Annotated in this window: 11 protein-coding genes; 5 read left to right on the plus strand and 6 right to left on the minus strand. The window is 61.7% G+C overall.

What is annotated here, in order from left to right:
- Positions 1-4: 4 nt before the first annotated feature.
- Genes HJ583_RS07340 through fliF form a run of 3 tightly spaced genes read right to left on the minus strand, consistent with a single transcriptional unit; the run spans position 5 to position 3,420 of the window.
- On the minus strand, positions 5-670 hold the full coding sequence (locus HJ583_RS07340; protein WP_170021268.1) for a FliH/SctL family protein: 666 nt from the start codon (positions 668-670) through the stop codon (positions 5-7).
- A 37-nt stretch (positions 671-707) separates the two neighbouring features.
- A complete protein-coding gene (gene fliG / locus HJ583_RS07345) occupies positions 708-1,715 on the minus strand; it encodes a flagellar motor switch protein FliG (protein WP_170021269.1) in 1,008 nt (335 codons plus the stop codon).
- Positions 1,699-3,420 (minus strand): flagellar basal-body MS-ring/collar protein FliF, encoded by a 1,722-nt coding sequence (fliF, locus tag HJ583_RS07350; protein ID WP_170021270.1) that lies wholly within the window; start codon positions 3,418-3,420, stop codon positions 1,699-1,701. Before fliF ends, fliG begins: the two co-directional genes overlap by 17 nt.
- A 197-nt stretch (positions 3,421-3,617) precedes the next feature.
- On the opposite strand from fliF, the gene HJ583_RS07355 reads away from it, so the two are divergent.
- The 3 genes from HJ583_RS07355 (at position 3,618) to fliE (ending at position 6,573) form a co-directional block, all read left to right on the plus strand.
- The gene (locus HJ583_RS07355) at positions 3,618-4,775 is read left to right on the plus strand and encodes a sensor histidine kinase (protein ID WP_101942862.1); all 1,158 of its coding nucleotides are present in this window, start codon (positions 3,618-3,620) and stop codon (positions 4,773-4,775) included.
- Positions 4,772-6,181, plus strand: coding sequence for a sigma-54-dependent transcriptional regulator (locus tag HJ583_RS07360; protein ID WP_170021271.1), 1,410 nt, complete (start codon positions 4,772-4,774; stop codon positions 6,179-6,181). The genes HJ583_RS07355 and HJ583_RS07360 overlap by 4 nt, the downstream gene beginning before the upstream one ends.
- A gap of 74 nt (positions 6,182-6,255) precedes the next feature.
- Complete coding sequence (fliE, locus tag HJ583_RS07365) at positions 6,256-6,573, plus strand: flagellar hook-basal body complex protein FliE (RefSeq protein ID WP_101942860.1); 318 nt, start codon at positions 6,256-6,258, stop codon at positions 6,571-6,573.
- Positions 6,574-7,090: 517 nt separating this feature from the next.
- On the opposite strand, the gene HJ583_RS07370 is transcribed toward fliE, so the two are convergent.
- Positions 7,091-9,379, minus strand: coding sequence for an NADP-dependent malic enzyme (locus HJ583_RS07370; RefSeq protein WP_170021272.1), 2,289 nt, complete (start codon positions 9,377-9,379; stop codon positions 7,091-7,093).
- Positions 9,380-9,449: 70 nt separating this feature from the next.
- Positions 9,450-10,871, minus strand: a complete 1,422-nt coding sequence (gene aspA, locus HJ583_RS07375; protein ID WP_170021273.1) for an aspartate ammonia-lyase — start codon at positions 10,869-10,871, stop codon at positions 9,450-9,452.
- Between the two features lie 77 nt (positions 10,872-10,948).
- Between aspA and HJ583_RS19250 the strand changes: the two genes are divergently transcribed.
- The gene (locus HJ583_RS19250; protein ID WP_268968128.1) at positions 10,949-11,083 is read left to right on the plus strand and encodes a hypothetical protein; all 135 of its coding nucleotides are present in this window, start codon (positions 10,949-10,951) and stop codon (positions 11,081-11,083) included.
- Entirely contained in the window at positions 11,064-11,975 is a 912-nt protein-coding gene (locus HJ583_RS07380) for a LysR family transcriptional regulator (RefSeq protein ID WP_170021274.1), read from the plus strand. The genes HJ583_RS19250 and HJ583_RS07380 overlap by 20 nt, the downstream gene beginning before the upstream one ends.
- Before the next feature lie 193 nt (positions 11,976-12,168).
- Here HJ583_RS07380 and HJ583_RS07385 read toward each other — a convergent pair.
- Positions 12,169-19,895 (minus strand): tandem-95 repeat protein (locus HJ583_RS07385; protein WP_170021275.1); only part of this gene is annotated, 7,727 nt, incomplete at its 5' end.

Raw genomic sequence — 19,895 nt, forward strand, 5'->3', positions numbered from 1 at the left:
GGCCTTACTCCTCGTCCAACGCTGCGGCATTGCGGCTGAAGTTCTCGACGATGCGGCGCCAGCGGGTCTGCAACTGGGCATCGATCTGGCCGCCGGATGATTCGATGATGCAGCCGCCGCGTGCGACTGAATCGTCCTCGGCGACGCGGTGGGCCAGGTCTTCGTAATGCTCGCCGACGTAGCGGCGCATCAGTTGCACGTCTTCCGGATTGACGCGGATCGTGGCGCTTTGCTGGGGCAGGTTCTGCATCGCTTCGCGTACCACTTCGAGCACGCTCTCGGGCTTGGCGGCAATGCTGTCACGCACCACCTGGCGGGCGATCTCAATGGCCAGCGCCTGGAGCTCTTCGGCGACCTCCTGGTCCACCTGGCCCAGCGCTTCGTCGAAAGACTGCACCAGCTGATGCAGTTCGGCCGCCTCCATGCGCCCGCGTGCACTGCCTTCTTCATAACCGGCAGCGTAGCCCTCGCGCTGGGCTTCCTGCACGATGCGCTCGATGTCTTCCAGCGTGGGCAGCTGCACACCCGGAGCAATTTCCAGGGGGCCACCGGGCGCAGCCGCTTCCAAGACAGGGGGCGGCTCTGGTGCGGGCGGTGGCGCGTCGAACTGATCGAAGGCCAGGCGCTGATAGGCGCTGGAAGCCTGGCTGCGCGGGATGACTTCAGCCATCTATCGCGCCCCCTGTGGGAGGCATTTGCTTGAGGGCTCAGACGAAGGCATCGTCGCCTCCCTTGCCGCCGAGCATGATCTGGCCTTCTTCGGACAGGCGTCTGGCGGTCTTGAGGATTTCCTTCTGCGCCGTTTCCACTTCCGACAGGCGCACCGGCCCGCGCGATTCCAGATCTTCGCGAAGCATTTCGGCAGCGCGGCTGGACATGTTCTTGAATATCTTCTCGCGCATTTCGGGGTTGGCGCCCTTGAGCGCGATGACCAGTTGGTCGCCCTGCACTTCGCGCAGGATGGTCTGGATGCCGCGGTCGTCGCAATCCATCAGGTTTTCGAATACGAACATTTCGTCGAGGATGCGCTGGGCGAGATCCGGGTCGTATTCGCGTACGTTGTCGAGAATCGCGGTTTCGGCCGCTGCGCCCACGAAGTTGAGAATGTCCGCCGCATGGCGGGTGCCGCCCATGGAGGCTTTCTTGAGGCTGGTGCCAGAGCCTGAGAGCACGCGGGTAAGCGCTTCGTTGAGCTCTTTCAGCGCAGCCGGCTGCACGCCATCCAGAGTGGCGATACGCAACAGCACATCGTTGCGCAGGCGTTCGGTGAAATGGCGCAGGATTTCACCAGCGTGGTCGTACTCCAGGTGCACCAGGATGGTGGCAATGATCTGCGAGTGCTCGTTCTTGATCAGATCGGCGGCGGTGGCGGCATCCATCCACTTGAGGGATTCGATGCCCGCAGTGTCCGAGCCCTGCAGCACGCGCGAGATCAAATTGGCGGCGCGTTCGTCACCAAGCGCCTTGGTGAGCATGACGCGGATCGCTTCCTCGTCCGGCTCGATGTGCGAGCCGCGTGCTGCATGCAGTTGCAATTCCTCGATCAGCTTCTCGACGCGTTCGCGCGGCTGAGGAGTCATCTTGGCCATGCCGGCGCCGAGCTTCTGCACCTCGCGCGGCGACAGATGCTTGAGAATTTCCGCGGCCTCATCGCCGCCCAGCGTGAGCAGCAGCAGGGCGCTCTTTTCCAGCCCGTCGTTAGCGTCCTTCGCCACTTGCGCCTCCTCCCATCCATTCCTTGATCAACTGGGCGACCATCTTCGGATCCTTGGCCGCGACTTCGCGTGCACGCGCCAGCTTCTTCTCGAAACTCATCTTGGCCAGTTCCAGTTCCAGCACTTCCGGCGGAATGTCATCGTCCGTGCCTAGGGAGCCTTCCTCGCCACCTTCCGCTTGGGCGTTGTAGGCTGCAATCGCGCCCTCCGCCTCGGCGCCAATCGCTGGCTCCGGTTCGGGTGGCGCAAAGGTGCGCATCAGCGGCTGGATGACCTTTTTATAGACCAGCAGGATCACCAGCAGCAGCACCAGCCAGCGCGCCAGTTCCTTGGCAAGATTGATGGCCTGCGGATCCTGGTAGATCGGCAGTGCGGTGACCTCTTCCCGTGCCGGATCGGTGAAAGCGGTGTTGGTGACATTGATCGTGTCACCCCGTTTTTCGACGTAGCCGACGGCTTCGCGCACCAGATCATTGATTTTGCGGACTTCGGCCTCACTGAGCGGGGCCGTCTTCACATTGCCCTTGGCGTCCTTCTCGGCCTTGTTGTTGACCACCAGTGCCACCGACAGGCGACGTACCTGACCGACCGCACGTCGCACGTGGGCAACGGTCTTGTCCACTTCGTAATTGATGGTGGCGGTCTTGTTGGTGTTCAGCGGCACCGCCTGCGGACCGGACTGTGCGGCCTGTCCGGGCACGGCCGGCGTGGTGATCGGTGCGGTGGCGGGCACGGGTGGCTGGTTGGAGAGCGCGCCCGGAACGCCGATCGGCCCTGGCTGATTGGAGATGTTTTCGGCCGTCTGCTGGCTGCGTACCGCCGTATCGGGGCTGGGATTGGGCTTGTAGGTTTCAGAGGTCTGCTCGGCGGCGTCGAAATCCACATCGGCCATCACCTGAGCGCGGAAGTTGCCCGCCCCCAGTACCGGATCGAGAATTTTCTGGATGCGCGTGATGTAGCTCTCTTCCACGTTGCGCACGTATTCGAGCTGAGTGTCGTCGAGCGCTACGCCATCCTGCTTGCGTTGACGGGCCAGCAGGTTGCCGTTCTGGTCGATCACGCTGACCTGATTGGCGGCCAGCTCCGGCACGCTGGAGGACACCAGGTGCACAATACCGGCCACCTGCGCCGCATCCAGGCGGCGGCCCGGGCGCAAATTCACCACGATCGAGGCCGTGGGCTTCTGTTCGTTGCGCAGAAAGGCTGTCTGCTTGGGGATTGCCAGATGCACGCGTGCCCCGGCCACTGCGCCGATGGACTGGATGGTGCGGGCCAGCTCGCCTTCTAGAGCGCGCTGATAGTTAACCTGTTCGTGAAATTGGGAGAGCCCCAGCTTCTGGGTTTCCAGCAATTCGAAACCGACTGAGCCACCGCGTGGCAAACCCTGGGCGGCGAGTGCGAGGCGCAGCTCATTGGCGCGGGCTCCCGGCACCATGATCGTGGCGCCGCCGTTCTCGACGCGATAGGGCACGTTCTGCTGCTGCAGCGCGGTGATGATGGCGCCGCCATCCTTCTCTTCCACGCCTGAGAACAGGACCGAGTAGGGCGGCTCCTGGCTCCACAGCCAGACCCCCACCAGCAGTGCCACCGAGAACGCAAGCGCCGCCGCACCAGCCATTTTCTGGCGTGGCGTGAGGCGGGTAAAGTTGTCCATGATCGCCTGCAGCGGCGTAGTCGGCGGGTTTGGCAATGCTTCTTCGGCCATGTATCGCGCTCCGTTACGGCTACTTTGCAGCAGCCTTATTGACCACTTGTCAGCGGCCTTTTTCACGAGCGCATTTTGCGCTGGGGCCGGCAAGCGGCAGCGGGTAATAAACGGCAGTTTTTGCCGGTTAATCCGGGGCTCTGCAAAGCTGTGCAAGGCCTACAGTGGCGAGCATCCCGCCAAGTGCGTCACTGCTCATGAATCCGACTACGCCACCGATGGACGCTGCCAGTCTTGCCGAAGCCTTTCAGGCCTTCGCACGTGCTTCTGGCGAGCTGACCCAGGCTTACAACGGTCTGCAGGGGCAGGTGAGTGCGCTGACTGAGCGCCTCACCCAGCTGATGGCTGCCCTGCCGGCCGGCGTAGTGCTGCTTGATGCCAAGGCGGAAGTGGAGCAGGTCAACCGTGCGGCTCTGAACATGCTTGGCCAGGTGTTTGCCGGCACCCACTGGAGCATGCTGGCCGCCCGTTTCGAGCCCACCGATACGCCTGGCGAATACTTTCTCAATCATGGCAGTGAAGTCCGGCGCATTGCGCTCTCGGAAAGCCCGCTGGACATGCATGGCGGGCGTATCGTGCTGCTACACGATGTGACCGAAGCCTGGCAGATGCGCATGCACAGCGCGCGCAGCGAACGCCTCGCGGCAATGGGCGAGATGGTGGCGAGTTTGGCCCATCAGCTGCGCACGCCGCTGGCAGCTGCTTTGCTCTACACCGGTCATATGGCTAGCACTGAGCTCGATTCTGCTGCACGGGCCAAGGTGGCTGATCGTGCGCTGGAACGCCTGCGCCATCTCGAAAAACTGATTCACGACATGCTGATCTTCGCGCGTGGCGAAGCGCTTGGACGCGAATCCTTCACCATCTGCGAGCTGGTGGGCGAACTTGCCGCCACCATCGAACCGGTTGCCGCACGCCGCGGTATAGCCTTCGAGGCCGATTGCCGGGCCGGACGGCAACAGCTCTTTGGCAACCGCAAGGAAATTTCCGGCGCGCTCATCAATCTGCTCGAAAACGCCCTGCAAGCCGTGACGGCAGACGGCAGGGTGAGCTTTACGGCACAAGTCGAAGAGAGCGGAGCGGTGTTCCGCGTGGAAGACAATGGCCGTGGCATCCCGCCGGATCTGCAGGAGCGCCTCTTCGAGCCTTTCTATACCACCCGTGCCGATGGCACCGGCCTCGGGCTGGCCATCGCGCGGGGTGTGGCTCGAGCCCATGGCGGTGAAATCGCTTTGCGCTCAACTTTGGGCGCGGGCAGTGAATTCACCCTTCGCCTGCCGCTCGCCCAGCCTGCCAATCCCTCCAATCCCCCCGAATCCAGCGAATCCGCCCTCACGGGAGCCCAGCCATCATGATCGAAACCCTCTCCATCCTCGTTGTGGATGATGATCCCAGTCTGCGCGATGCGATCAGCCTGATTCTGGAGTCTGCCGGCCACCGCGTGGTGCTGGCGGCCAGCGGACCGGAAGCCTTGGGTGCGTTGGAGCGCGAGCGCTTCAATCTGGTTATCTCGGACTTGCGCATGGATCCGATGGATGGCCTTGAGTTGCTGGCCCGCATCCGCGCCGTGAATCCGCAACTGCCGGTGCTGCTGATGACGGCTTTTGGTGATGTGGACAAGGCCGTCTCGGCCATGCGCGGTGGGGCTTGCGAATTCCTAATGAAGCCGTTCGAATCCAGCGTGCTGCTGGAGAACGTGCGCCGCTACGCTACCGTCACGCCGAGCCAGGACGACATGGTGGCTGAAGATCCGCGGACCCGGATGGTGCTGGCCATGGCAGCACGCGTGGCAGAAACCGACGCCTCGGTACTGCTCACTGGCGAATCCGGTACCGGCAAGGAAGTCTTTGCGCGTTACCTGCACCAGCATTCGCGGCGCAAGAACGGCCCTTTCGTGGCGATCAACTGCGCAGCGATTCCCGAAAACCTGCTCGAAGCCACGCTCTTTGGCTACGAGAAGGGCAGTTTTACTGGCGCCCAGAGTTCGCAGGCCGGCAAGTTCGAGCAGGCCCAGGCTGGCACCATCTTGCTTGATGAAATCTCCGAAATGCCTATGGGCCTGCAGGCCAAGATGCTGCGTGTGCTGCAGGAGCGAGAAGTGGAGCGTGTGGGTGGCAAGAAACCGGTGGCGCTGGATATCCGGGTGTTGTCCACGAGCAACCGCGACATGCTGCGTGAGGTGCAGGCCGGGCGCTTCCGCGAGGATCTCTACTACCGCCTGAATGTTTTCCCGTTGGAGATCCCCAGTCTGCGCGATCGCCCGGCCGACATCCTGCCGCTGGCCCGCCATTTCATCACCCGTCATGGCGAACGGATCGGCAAAACGGCAAGAATTGCCGGCAGTGCGGCGGAAATTCTTGCCGCCTGGCGCTGGCCCGGTAACGTGCGCGAGCTCGAAAACACCGTTCAAAGAGCCCTGATTCTTGCCTCCGGTGACACCATCGTGGCTGATGACGTGAAACTGTGTCTGCCGGACTGGGGCAAGGCTTCGCCACTGGATGCTCCGCAAGGCTTCAGTGGTCTGCCGTCGTCGCCGGCAGCGGCACTGGCACCGTACTTCCAGACCCCGGCAATGCCGCAGGCAGGCGCTCCCGAGGCGACCCCGACCAATATGAAAGACCTTGAAAAACAACATATTCTCGATGTGCTGCGGGCGGTGGGCGGCTCGCGAAAGAAAGCGGTCGAGAAGCTGGGGATCTCGGAACGGACCTTGCGTTACAAGCTTCAGCAATACCGGGATGAAGGCTGGGTAGAGCAATGAGGGCGACTGGTTTGACTCAGCGAAACATTTGGGCACAAAAACTGCTTAAACAGCTCAACTGAACGGAGCTTCACATGGACACTCGTGCAATCGAACAGATGATCGGCCAGATGCAGGCTGCCAGCGAAGTTGCTGGCGGCAAGGCATCCGCCAGCACGGCTGCCGGTGGAGCGGACTTCAGCGTAGCCCTGCAGAACGCGATGGCCGAAGTCAGCCAGGCCCAGCAATCGGCCCAGCAGATGGCGCAGGATTTTTCGGCCGGCAACAGTGAAGTAAATCTGCAGGATGTGATGGTGAATCTGCAGAAAGCCAACCTTTCCTTCCAGCAAATGGTGCAGGTACGGAACAAGCTCGTTTCCGCCTATCAGGACATCATGAACATGCAGGTTTAAGGACGTCCAGGGGGCTTGCTCTCTAGGTAAGTTGTTGAAAATATAGGAAAGAAGTTTTTGGCGTCTGGCGACGTTTTAGGGTGTCCAAGGTTGTTGAGGGCATACATTGGCGGTGTCCAACACCGGTCATTCCTATGAACAACATGCGCTCTATCCTTTTGTCCCTAGCATCGGACGTCCTTGCTCGCCGATGCTGCTGCTCAACGCACGAGGTTTGCAAAGCAAAGGCCTCTGCAAAGCCAAGCCAGAACGGCAGAAATGGCCTCCCTTCCGTACTTGGGTTCAGGCTGCATCTGAAGATTGTTGGCTGAGCGTACGAAGCAGTCGCTCTAGCCGACGATTCGGGGGGGCGGAGTTTGGCGAGTCGCGTTGGTGAAGTCGTAGCGCGCCAGATTGGCTAGTAGCTCGTCGGTGCGGCAGCGCAATGCGGTGGACACCGCATTTGTGCCGGATGCGACAAATGAAAACGGACTGTATCCCGTGGTGGAATACAGCCCGTCTGACGGTCTTGGTGTGATCAGGCTTGCCGGGCGTCCTGGCGGCTGGCGGCCTCCAGTGAGGCCAGCGCACTCATGTTGACGATGCGGCGCACCGTGGCGACCGGGGTCAGTACGTGTGCCGGCTGTGCGGTGCCCAGCAATATCGGGCCGACAGTGAGACCGTGGCCGGAGGTGGCTTTCAGCACATTGAAGGTGATGTTGGCGGCATCCAGGTTGGGCATCACCAGAAGATTGGCTTCGCGCGTCAGCGTCGCCTGCGGATGATTGCTCGTGAGGATTTCATACGAGAGCGCGGCGTCGCCATGCATTTCGCCCTCGATTTCGAAGTCAGGATCCCTGGCGCGCAACAAGGCCAGGGCTTCGCGCATCTTGTGCGCGCTGGGTGAGTCATCACTGCCGAAGTTGGAGTGTGATAGCAGCGCAGCGTGCGGCGCGAGGCCGAAGCGGCGGATTTCGCGGGCGGCTAGCAGGGTCATCTCGGCCAGTTGTTCGGCGCTGGGGTCGTGGTTGACGTAGGTGTCGCAGACGAACAGGTTGCGCTCGGGCAACATCAACAGATTTAGTGCTGCCAGTGTGTTTACGCCCTGGCTGCGGCCGATCACGCGAGTCACCACGTCGAGGTGGCGGCGGTAGCTGCCGGTGGTGCCGCATAGCAAGGCATCTGCTTCGCCACGCTTGACCAGCATGGCTGCCAGTACGCTGGCATTCTGGCGTACAGCCAGCTGAGCCGCCTCACGGCTGACGCCTTCGCGCCAGCCCAGCGCGTAGTACGCGTCGGCGATTGCGGGCAGACGGGCGTCATTCTCGGGGTCAACCAGTTCGAAATCACGGCCTGCTGTCAGACGCAGACCGAAGTTCTGGATGCGCTCCGCGATCACGCTGGAGCGGCCAATCAGGATCGGGCGGGCCAGACCTTCGTCGACCACGATCTGCAGTGCGCGCAGCACGCGCTCGTCCTCACCTTCCGCGTAGACCACGCGTTGCGGACGCTTCTGTGCGGCATCGAATACTGGTTGCATGACAGAGCTGCTGTGATAGACAAAGCGCGACAGGCTGGCACGATAAGCATCCATATCGGCGAGCGGACGGCGTGCCACGCCACTATCCATGGCGGCTTGTGCGACGGCGGGAGCCACCGCCACGATGAGGCGCGGATCGAAAGGTTTGGGGATCAGATACTCCCGACCAAAACGCAGTCCGCGAGCACCATAAGCCTTGGCCACCACATCAGGAATCTCGGCATGCGCCAGTGCGGCCAGGGCGCGCACTGCTGCGAGCTTCATGGCTTCGTTGATGGTCGTGGCGCCTACATCCAGCGCGCCCCGGAAAATGAAGGGGAAACACAGCACGTTGTTGATCTGGTTCGGGTAGTCCGAACGCCCGGTGCCGACGATGGCGTCCGGTCGTGCTTCAAGCGCTAGTTCGGGCAGGATCTCGGGCGAAGGGTTGGCCATGGCGAAGATCAGCGGATTGGCCGCCATGCGTTTGACCATGTCCTGGGTCAGTACGTTGGCCGCCGAGAGGCCGAGAAAGATGTCCGCGCCATCAATGATTTCGGACAGCGTGCGTGCCGAGGTCTCTTGCGCGTAGCGTGCCTTGTTGTCGTCCATGCACTGTGTGCGGCCCGCATGGACAACGCCATACAGATCGGTGATCCAAACGTTCTCACGGCGTATGCCCAGGCTCACCGCCAGATCCAGACAGGCCAGCGCTGCAGCACCGGCGCCACAGGTGACCATCTTGATCTGGCCAATATCCTTGCCTACTAGTCGCAGGCCATTGAGGATGGCGGCCGCAGCGACGATGGCGGTGCCATGCTGGTCATCGTGGAACACCGGAATGCTCATGCGCTCGCGCAGCTTCTGCTCGATGTAGAAGCACTCCGGCGCCTTGATGTCTTCCAGATTGATGCCGCCAAAAGTCGGCTCCATGCGGGCGATGGTGTCGATCAGTGCATCCGGGTCGTTTTCGGCCAGCTCGATGTCGAATACATCGATGCCCGCGAACTTCTTGAATAGGCAGGCCTTGCCTTCCATCACCGGCTTGCCGGCCAGTGGGCCGATGTTGCCCAGGCCCAGCACTGCCGTGCCGTTGGTGATTACCGCCACCAGATTGCTGCGCGAGGTCAGCGTGTCGGCGGCTGTTGCGTCGGCAACAATAGCGTTACAGGCTTCTGCGACGCCCGGCGAGTAGGCCAGCGCCAGGTCACGCTGGGTCAACATGGGCTTGGTCGGCGTGACCGAGATCTTGCCGGGCTGGGGGAGGCGGTGATAGTCGAGTGCGTCCTGCTTGAAGTTTTCGCTCATGATGAATGGGGTGCTAGTGCTGTTTTGTCGTGAAGGAAGAAAGTGGAAAACACCGCAGGACAGGCCGCCATCATCGGCTGAGGCTGATGGGCTGACGCGGGCGGGTCAGCACATCGGGCTGGAGGATTTCGTCGAGCTGGCTCTTGCTGAGCAGGCCATGCTGCAACACAAGCTCGTAGACGCTGCCACCTGTGAGCAGGGCTTCCTGAGCAATCCGGGTCGCATTTTCGTAGCCGATGTAGGGGTTCAGTGCGGTAACTAGCCCGATTGAGTTTTCAACGCTGCGACGCAGTGCCTCGCGGTTGACGGTGATGCCGCGCACGCAGCGCTCGGCAAGGGTCAGGCAGCCGGCGCGCAGGTGCGTCACGCTCTTGAAGAGGCTGTGAGCGATGATGGGCTCGAAGGCGTTGAGTTGCAGCTGCCCGGCTTCGGCCGCGAAGCTGATGGTGAGATCGTTGCCGATTACCTCGAAGGCGATCTGGTTCACCACTTCCGGAATCACCGGATTGACCTTGCCTGGCATGATCGAGGAGCCCGCCTGCATTGGTGGCAGGTTGATTTCGCCGAGACCGGCACGCGGGCCGGAGGAGAGCAGGCGCAGATCGTTGCAGACTTTTGAGAGTTTCACCGCGACGCGCTTGAGTACGCCCGAGAGCTGTACGAAGGCACCGCAGTCCTGTGTGGCTTCGACAAGGTTCGGTGCAGTCAGTACCGGGATGCCGGTGATTTCGGCCAGACGTTGGCGCACCAGCGCGGCGTAGTCGGGGTGGGCATTGATGCCGGTGCCGATGGCTGTGGCGCCCAGATTGATTTCGCAGATCAGCAGCGATGCTTCGCGCAGACGGGCAATGTCTTCGCCGAGCATCTCTTCATACGTGGAGAACTCCTGGCCGACAGTCATCGGCACTGCGTCCTGTAACTGGGTGCGGCCCATCTTGAGCACGTCGGCGAACTCGCGGGCCTTGTCACCGAAGGCGTCGCGCAGAACCTGCATGGCTGCGATGAGGCTTTGCACGCCCATGTAGCCGGCCAGCTTGAGCGCCGTGGGATACACGTCATTGGTGCTCTGGCCCATATTGACGTGTTCGTTGGGGTGCAGCTGGCCGTACTCGCCCTTGTTGAAGCCGCAGATCTCCAGTGCGCGATTGGCGATCACTTCGTTGGCATTCATGTTGGTTGAAGTGCCAGCGCCGCCCTGGATGACGTCCACCACGAACTGCTTGTGCAGGGCGCCCGCGCGGATCTCTTCGCAGGCGCTGATGATGGCGTCGGCGCGAGGCTTGTCGAGCAGGCCTAGGTCGTGGTTGGTAAGGGCTGCAGCCTGCTTGATGGCGGCCAGGGCGTGAATCAGTTCGGGATAGACCGAGATCGGTGTGCCGGTAATGGGGAAATTCTCGATCGCCCGCAGGGTATGCACGCCGTAGTAGGCGTCTGCGGGAACGTCGCGATTGCCGAGCAGGTCGTGCTCACTGCGGGTTTGAATCGGGTTCATCTTGTTCTGCCTGCTATTGGGGTATTGGAATCCTAGGCAGGAAGTTGGCGCTTAGCGTGACTTAATGCAAAACTCGCATGAAAGCGCGCACAATCCGTATCGTGTTCAACTTTTCGGCAGGCTTCGAGCGTGCCTTGCCGTCTGCTCAGATCGTCGGCAGTGCGGTATGCGTGACGCGTCGCCGCAACTGCAATGCAGATACGATGGATTGAAGACTTCCTGACGCTGGCGGATGCGCGGGCTTTCTCCAAGGCGGCCGAAAATCGCAATGTTTCGCAGCCGACCCTGAGCCGTCATGTGCAGGCGCTGGAAGACTGGCTCGGCGTCCAACTCATCGACCGCCGCGAGCACGGCGTGCAGCTCACGACGGCCGGACGGATCTTCCGTGGCTTTGCGGCGGACATGCTCAAGCGCACCTACGAAATGCGTACCGTGCTGCGTGGGCAGGTGCCGAGCAAGGGCGATACCGTGCGTTTTTCGGTGGCTCACACACTCTCTCTGACCTACTTCCCGCGCTGGCTGCGGAGTGTCAAGGAGAAGCTCGACAGTAATGTGATCACGCGTGTTGGCGCGGTCAATATCCCTGAGGGTGTTGCTGCGTTGATCGAAGGCGCCAGTGATCTGTTGATCATCTACCATCACCCTCAGTTGCCGATCCTGCTGGATCCAAAGCGATTTTCCTATCTCCCCTTGGGAACTGATCGCCTCCTGCCTTTCTCCGCCCCACGTGAAGATGGTGGCCCCCTGTTTTCGCTGAGCAAGGCCACTCTCAGCGCTATTCCCTTCCTGGCTTATGCTCCAGGAAGCTATCTCGCTCACGCGGTCGAAATGATCCTGCTCGGCGCGCCGGAGCGCATCCCGCTGGAGCGCAACTTCGATACCCATATGGCCGAGGCGCTCAAGGCCATGATCGTTGAAGGGCATGGCCTGGGCTGGTTGCCGGAGAGCTGTGTGACCCATGAGCTTGCCGAGAAACAACTGGCTGTCGCTGGTTCGCCGCAATGGAGTTGTCCGCTGGAAGTGCGCCTCTATCGTGCCAATGACAACGGTAGCCAGATGGCCGAGCGGATCTGGAATCTGCTGCAACAGGAAGCGCAAAAATAGTCTCTCAGCGTGTTTTGCTGATGCGTTGGTGATGTGGTGTAAGCAGATAGCTCTGACCAGAGAAATACATGCAAGTGACGCTTACGAATCGACATAGATGTGCACCTGCTGCGCAAAAAAAAGCGCCTTCCCTTGCCGGGTGGCGCTTTTAAAAGAGTTGTGTGATCCGCCCGTTTGGGGCGGATCAGCCGCTTCAGTCGACGATCAGGCGGTTGTTCTTGAGCATGTCCTGGATCACGGCATTGTCACTGAGCAAGCTGGCTGTGCCGTCGTTGAGCAGATTCACGCCTTGAAGCACGATGGTCTGGTCTTCCTTGGTTGCATCGTAAGTGCCGCTTGTAAAGCCGCCAGTGCTGCTGATATGAACCACCGTGTTGCCATTCGAAACCTCAAAGTGCAGGTAGTTGCTCAGGTTGCCTGGGTCAACGCCGAGGTGGCTTTCGCCGCTGAGCAGATCACGCAGATCGAGCACATCACCATCTGTCTTGCTGAAGTCGGTGACCAGATCCGTGGTGCTGGAGAGGCCGATGCCGGCCGCAACGCCATACACATTGCCGGCAAGCGCAGCCGTGGTGCCGGAAGCGCTAGCCTGATCATTCAGTGACCAGGCGAACACGTCGGCACCCAAGTCACCGCGCATTACGTCGTTGCCAGCGCCGCCTTCGATGCGGTCGTTGCCGGCGCCGCCACGCAGGGCGTCGGTGCTGGTTCCGCCCAGCAGGTAGTCGTCGCCAGCGCCGCCGTAGAGTAGGTGTGTGCCGCTGCCGCTGCCGCTGCCGATCAATGCGTCGTTGCCTGTGCCACCATTGGCAAGATCACCATAGGCCTTGTGGGTGGCGTCTGCGACGGTGAGCAGACCGTTGCTGTCGGTCATGCTGGCATCTGCCGTCGTCATGAAAGCAGAGGCAGCGAGCTCAGTCTGAGTCGCTGTGCCGCTGGCGTCTCCTGTGCGGACCACATCGTGACCCGCGCCGGCCTCGATGTAGTCATTGCCTGCCAGACTCTGAATCAGGTCTGCCGCACTGGTACCGCTCAGCGAGTCTGCGCTTGTGGTGCCGCTGATCGTTGAGGACGTCGAGTAACTGTCGCTTGCTCCATTGATCGTGATCGTCAGCGTGCTGGTACTGGTGAGACCTTCCGTATCGGCGATGGTGTAAGTGATGGAGTCGGTTAGTGTCTGGCTAGTGTTGAGGGCGTTGACGCGTGCGTCGTCGTTGTTCAGCGTGTAGGTGTAGCTGCCATCCGCGTTAATGTGGAAGTAGCCATACAGGCTGGCGACATCCGCGCCGAGCAGGACTGACTGCCGGTTAACAGCAGTGACGGTGATGGCGTCGCCGTCCGGATCGCTGTCATTGCTCATGACATTGCCGCTCACCACATAGCTGCCCGAATCCTCGACCACGCTGGCGGTGTCGTTAGCCGAGACCGGCGCATCCTGAACAGGGGCTACCGGAATGGTCAGGGTGGTGGAGTTGGTCGCCAGTTCGCCGGTGGCGTTTTCCTTGCTGGTCAGCGTTAGCTCAAGACTGTAGTTGCCAGAGAAATTGAGCGGCGGCGTGATCTTGAGCGTGCTGAGGTTCCAACTGGTGATATTGACCGAGGTATTGCCGCTGGTAGCGGTGAAAGTATTGGTGCCATCGGTCAGCACGGTGCCAACAAGCAGGTCGGTGGCGACCAGGCTGGCCATCGATTCCGAACCATCGCTGTCGGAAAGCGAGATCGTGATCGGCGAGATGGAGATGGCCGTGTCTTCAACGCCGCTGTTGCTGACCGGATAGTAGCCGGCGGTCGAGCTGCCGACGACCGCATCGTGAACGCCTCCCGCGGCCTCGACCGCTGCCAGTGAGCTGTAGATGAGGAAGTTGCTGCTGGTGAGCTCCAGTGCGGTGCCGCCATCAACCGAGAGGTAGGGCTTGAAGGCGCCAATGCTGTTGCCGTTATAGACCGCCCAGTCGATGGTGTAGTAACCGCTGACGGTGACGGTGTAACTGGTCGCGGTGATGTTGCCCCAGCTGTTGTATTGCTTGGCCATCAGCACCGTGCCCCCCACCACCAGCAGCGCGGTGTCATCCATGTAGGAGCTGAAGGTGTAGGTGTGACCCGCCTCCAGGTAGATAAGACCGGTGATCCGTGTCGCGCCGTCGGTGGGGATGCCGCTCGGATCGCTGTTGGTGTTGGCGGTGTAGTTCTGAGGCGTGGTGGAGATCGTGGTCGAGCTCGCCGTGTTTGCGTCGAGCAGGGTCAGCAGGCTTTGCACTTCGGCAAGCGTGTCCACCGTGGCGGTGGAGATGTTGCCGATGCTCGTGTACTGGCGCACGGTCAGACCATCGCTAGCCGGCGGTGTAACGATCAGCGTGGAGCCATCGATGACGGATACACCGCCCACCGTGAGCTTGGCGTCGTCGGCAACCGGGGTGATGTCGATGGTGACGGTGCCGGTCGCACTGCTGGTCGTCGTGCCGTCGTAGCCCTTGAAGGTGAAGGACGCGTAATCGTTCTTCATGTTGCCGGTGCCTGAGGCGCCGTAGATATCCGCACCCGATTCGTTGCTGTCCGGCACGAAGCGGAAGTAGCCGGAGTCGATGTCACTCTTCGAGATGTTCTGCCCGGCGGTGACCGAGACCCAGGCGCTTCCGTTGTAGTACTGCAGCGTGCCGTCGCTAGGCAGGGTGCTGACCTGCACATACAGGGTATTCGACGTATCCACATCCGAGATGCCGAACTGCGACCAGGAGAAAACATAGGACGTGTCTTCGGTGCCGGTCACCGCGACGCTGGTCGCACTGATTACCGGCGCATCGTTGGCGCCCGTGATGGTGATGGTGAGCGTGGAGGTGTCCGTGCCGGTGGAGTAGGTCTCTCGGTAGACAATGGTTTCGGTAATGCTCTGGCCCGCGGCGAGGTATTGCACTGCCGAATTGTTCACGGTGTAGGTGTAGGCGCCGGTCGAGGTGATCGTGAGCGTGCCGTAGTTGGTGCTGAAAGCCGTACCGACGGTTTGCGTCACCCCTTCGAAGCTCACCAGTGAGACCGACTTCGTGTTGCCCTGGTCATTGGTCAGCACATTTCCGGTCAATGAGGTCGTCGCATCCTCGGTGAGCGTGCCGGCGTCAGGGTCGGCATTGCCGGTGGTCGAGGTCTCGGCGATCGTGATTGTCGTGACATCGGTGTCGGTCAGCGAGCCGTCGCTGCTGGTCATGGTCAGATCTGCAGTGCCGGTCGTGCTGGCAGACGTGGTGCTGAACTTCAAGCCGTTTCCGGCCGCGTTCGTGCCGGTTGTCAGCGCCAGGTAGGTGTTGATGGCAGTGAGGGTTCCTGTCAGCGTCAGGGTCTGGACACCGCCCGTTGTGGATGTGCTGGAAGTGACGCCGGAGGCGGTCGAGCCGGTGGCGGCCAGTGTCCCATAGGCCGTGCTGACCTTGAAGGTCACCGTGATCGTCGAGGTGCCCGCATCCACGTCGGTGACAGACATTCCCCCCAGTGAGATGTAGGTCGTGCCCGTGGTCGGTGCCGAGGTCGAGAAAGTCTTGACCGTGTTCACCGGCGCGTCGTTCACCGGCGTGATGCCGAGCGAAAGCGTGGAGGAGGCCGACGTAGAGCCATCTTCCAGTACCGAATAGGTAGCTGTCGGAACGGAGCCGTTGTAGTTGCTTGCCGGTGTGAAGGTGTAAGCACCGTTGCTGCCGATCCTGAGGCTGCCTACGCCAGTGATCGTGGCTGTGGCGCCGGCTGAATAGGTCGTGCCGTTCCAGGTAAAGCTGCCGACGGTGAGGGCGCTGTCTACATCAGTGTCGTTGCTCAGCACATTGCCACTGACCGCCGTGTCTTCATTGGTGGTCGCGCTGTCCGCCGTCAGCACTGCCGCATCGTTGACCGGCGTGATCGTGATGGTTCGTGTGTCGACGTCGGTCAGTGCTGCACCACCGGTGTTGCCATTGTCATTGGTGGTCATGGTCAGCGTGACCGCTGCCGTGGCGTTAGTGGCCGGGGTGAAGACCGGCATGGAGCTGCTGGTGGCCAGATAGGCGTTCAGGCTGCTCAGAGTGCCCGTGAGCGTGAGTGCTGAAGTGCCGCTGCCGCTGATGGTGACGCCGGAGCCGGAGGTGGCCGCAAGGCTACCGCTGGAGACGTTCAGGGTCACACTCATGCTGCCCGAGGCCGCATCAACGTCCGCGACAGATAGACCACTCAGCTTGAGTGCCGTGTCTTCGACGGTGCTGTAGGAGGTGGCAAGGCTGTTCACCGGCGCGTCATTGACCGGCGTAACGGTAATGATGACTGAGTCGCTGTCCGTGAGCGTGCCGCCGCTGCCGGTATTTCCGCCGTCACTCGTGCTCATGGCGAGTGTGTCTGTGCCATTGAAATTGCTGTTAGGCACGTAATTCACGCTGGCAGCAAGGGTTGCATTGATCTGTGCCACCGTGCCGGTGAGGGTCACGATGCTGCTGCCGCTGCCGGCAATGCTTGCGCTGCCGCCGCTGACATTCAGGACGCCGTTATTCACGACTAGCGTGACTGTTAGCGAGCCTGTGCCGGCATCCACATCGCTGATCGAGAGGCCGGTCAGGGCTTTGCTTGTGTCTTCCAGCGTAGTGAAGGAGGCCGGCATCGTGTTCACCGGCGCATCATTGACCGCAGCAACCGTGACATTGACGGTAGCCGTCTCGCTCACGCCGCCAGAGGTGACGGTGTAGGTGAAGGAAGCCGCGCCGTTGTAGTTGGCTGTCGGCGTGAAGTCCAGCGTGCCATCGGCCTTGAGGGTCACCGAACCATTGGTGACGGCGACCGAGCCACCGACCGCGATGGCGGTGCCATTGATGGCGGTGATGGTGTGGCCGCTGTTCTCGAAGCTGTCGTTGCTATTGACGTTGATATTGACCGGCGTGTCCTCGTTGGTCGTTGCCGTGTCATTGGCAATATCCGCGACCGCATTGACGGTGATGGCAATGCTGTCGGTGTCGGAGAGCGCGCCGTCCGAAGTGACAACGGTGACCGTATCCGTGCCGTTGTAGTCAGCGGTGTTGGTGTAGGTGAGGCCGGCCAGAGCAGCGTTGATCTGAGTCGCTGTGCCCACCAGGGTGACCGTACCGGTCCCGTTGTTGGTGATGGTCGCACCACCCCCGGTGGTGACGGAGAGTGTGCCGTGGAGCACCGAGACGGTGGTGGTCAGCGAGGACGAGTCCACATCGGCCACCGACACGCCGGTGATGGCCTTGGCGCTGTCTTCGGCAACGGTCTGCGCACCGGCCACGGTATTGACCGGCGTGTCATTGACTGCAGCAACCGTGACATTGACGGTGGCCGTTTCGGTCACGCCACCGGAGGTGACGGTGTAGGTGAAGGAAGCTGCGCCGTTGTAGTTGGCCGTCGGCGTGAAGTCCAGCGTGCCATCGGCCTTGAGGGTCACCGAACCATTGGTGACGGCGACCGAGCCACCGACCGCGATGGCGGTGCCATTGATGGCGGTGATGGTGTGGCCGCTGTTCTCGAAGCTGTCGTTGCTATTGACGTTGATATTGACCGGCGTGTCCTCGTTGGTCGTTGCCGTGTCATTGGCAATATCCGCGACCGCATTGACGGTGACCGCAATGGTGTCGGTGTCGGAGAGCGCGCCGTCCGAAGTGACGACGGTGACCGTATCCGTGCCGTTGTAGTCAGCGGTGTTGGTGTAGGTGAGGCCGGCCAGAGCAGCGTTGATCTGAGTCGCTGTGCCCACCAGGGTGACCGTACCGGTCTCGTTGTTGGTGATGGTCGCACCACCGCCGGTGGTGACGGAGAGCGTGCCGTGGAGCACCGAGACGGTAGTGGTCAGCGAGGACGAATCCACATCGGCCACCGACACGCCGGTGATGGCCTTGGCGGAGTCTTCGGTGACGGTCTGTGCGCCAGCTACGGTATTGACCGGCGTGTCATTGACGGCGGAGACCGTGACATTGACGGTCGCCGTCTCGGTCACGCCACCGGAGGTGACGGTGTAGGTGAAGCTGTCCGTGCCATTGAAGTTGGCGTTCGGCGTATAGACCAGCGTTCCGTCTGCCGCGAAGCTGACCGTGCCGTTCGTGCCCTGGGTGACGGCGGTGACCGCACGGCCCGAGTTCTCGAAGGAGTCGGCGCTGGCGCCATTGGTGCCGGTGATTGCGTTGAAGGTGATTGCTGTGTCTTCAGCGGTGGTGACCGCATCGGCCACGATATCGGCGACGGCATTGACGGTGATGGCAATGCTGTCGGTATCGGAGAGCGTGCCGTCCGAAGTGACGACGGTGACCGTATCCGTGCCGTTGTAGTCAGCGGTGTTGGTGTAGGTGAGGCCCGCCAGTGCTGCGTTGATCTGGGCAGCGGTCCCCACCAGCGTGACCGTGCCGGTCCCGTTGTTGGTGATGGTCGCGCCGCCGCCGGTGGTGACGGAGAGCGTGCCGTGCAGCACCGAGACGGTGGTGGTCAGCGAGAACGAATCCACATCGGCCACCGACACGCCGGTGATGGCCTTGGTCGTGTCTTCGGTGACGGTCTGTGCGCCAGCCACGGTATTGACCGGCGTGTCATTGACGGCGGAGACCGTGACATTGACGGTGGCCGTCTCGGTCACGCCGCCGGAGGTGACGGTGTAGGTGAAGGAAGCCGCGCCGTTGTAGTTGGCCGTCGGCGTGAAGTCCAGCGTGCCATCGGCCTTGAGGGTCACCGAACCATTGGTGACGGCGACCGAACCACCGACCGCGATGGCCGTGCCATTGATGGCGGTGATGGTGTGGCCGCTGTTCTCGAAGCTGTCGTTGCTATTGACGTTGATATTGACCAGCGTGTCCTCGTTGGTCGTCGCCGTGTCATTGGCAATATCCGCGACGGCATTGACGGTGACAGCAATGGTGTCGGTATCGGAGAGCGTGCCGTCCGAAGTGACGACGGTGACCGTATCCGTGCCGTTGTAGTCAGCGGTGTTGGTGTAGCTCAGGCCCGCCAGTGCTGCGTTGATTTGGGCCGCCGTTCCCACCAGCGTGACCGTGCCGGTCCCGTTGTTGGTGGTCGTTGCACCACCGCCGGTGGTGACGGAGAGCGTGCCGTGGAGCACCGAGACGGTGGTGGTCAGCGAGGACGAATCCACATCGGCCACCGACACGCCGGTGATGGCCTTGGCGGTGTCTTCGGTAACGGTCTGTGCGCCAGCCACGGTATTGACCGGGGCGTCATTGGCTCCTTGGACTGTCACTGAGAGAGTGGTCGAGGCAGTTCCGCCTAAGCCGTCACTGATGGTGTAGGTGAAGGTGTCTGTCGTGGTCTGGCCTGCTGCTAGCGTTTGGGCACCTGCACCTGGCGTATAGGTGTAGCTACCGTTGGCGTTGATCACCACCGAGCCGTAGCTGCCGGCAACACTGCTGCCAACATTACCGGATGCCGAGGTCTGTGTGCCGGCCGCCACACCAACTACGGTGAGTGTGGTGTTGGCATCTGGATCGGAGTCCTGGCCGCTTGTGCCGGGAGTCACATTTCCAGTGATGTTGACTGCATCCTCGCTGACAGTAGCAAGGTCAGCCACAGCAACGGGAACATGATTGACCGAATAACTCTCGGTATCGGTAGCCGATGCGCTGTTGCCCGCGGCGTCCGTCGTGGTCACACGTGCGTCGATGGTGGCATTGCTGTCGGCAACCAAGTCTGCCCCCGGCACAGCGATGCTGAAGCCGAGCACCCCTGCGGTGCTGACGACGGCGCCGCTGAAGTCCTTGCCATTGACGGTCAGCGTGACGGTGTCGCCCACCTTGGCGTCGCCACCGACCACACCAGTGATGGCGATCGACTGACCGGCCTCGGTGGCGTTGATGATGTCGTCCGGCGTGATGTTGGCATCGAGGGTGATGGTCGGCACGGGCGGGGCGGTATCGACCGGCACGGAGTCCGTGCCTGCCGTGCCGGCATTGCCGGCGG

It is taken from the genome of Uliginosibacterium aquaticum (genome assembly GCF_012972705.2).
Lineage (GTDB): Bacteria > Pseudomonadota > Gammaproteobacteria > Burkholderiales > Rhodocyclaceae > Uliginosibacterium > Uliginosibacterium aquaticum.

What these genes read in the sequence shown, in the direction of transcription:
- HJ583_RS07340 (WP_170021268.1), bottom strand. Translation starts at nt 670, where the DNA reads ATGGCTGAAGTCATCCCGCGCAGCCAGGCTTCCAGCGCCTATCAGCGC.
- fliF (WP_170021270.1), bottom strand. Translation starts at nt 3,420, where the DNA reads ATGGCCGAAGAAGCATTGCCAAACCCGCCGACTACGCCGCTGCAGGCG.
- HJ583_RS07355 (WP_101942862.1), top strand. Translation starts at nt 3,618, where the DNA reads ATGAATCCGACTACGCCACCGATGGACGCTGCCAGTCTTGCCGAAGCC.
- HJ583_RS07360 (WP_170021271.1), top strand. Translation starts at nt 4,772, where the DNA reads ATGATCGAAACCCTCTCCATCCTCGTTGTGGATGATGATCCCAGTCTG.
- fliE (WP_101942860.1), top strand. Translation starts at nt 6,256, where the DNA reads ATGGACACTCGTGCAATCGAACAGATGATCGGCCAGATGCAGGCTGCC.
- HJ583_RS07370 (WP_170021272.1), bottom strand. Translation starts at nt 9,379, where the DNA reads ATGAGCGAAAACTTCAAGCAGGACGCACTCGACTATCACCGCCTCCCC.
- aspA (WP_170021273.1), bottom strand. Translation starts at nt 10,871, where the DNA reads ATGAACCCGATTCAAACCCGCAGTGAGCACGACCTGCTCGGCAATCGC.
- HJ583_RS19250 (WP_268968128.1), top strand. Translation starts at nt 10,949, where the DNA reads ATGAAAGCGCGCACAATCCGTATCGTGTTCAACTTTTCGGCAGGCTTC.
- HJ583_RS07380 (WP_170021274.1), top strand. Translation starts at nt 11,064, where the DNA reads ATGCAGATACGATGGATTGAAGACTTCCTGACGCTGGCGGATGCGCGG.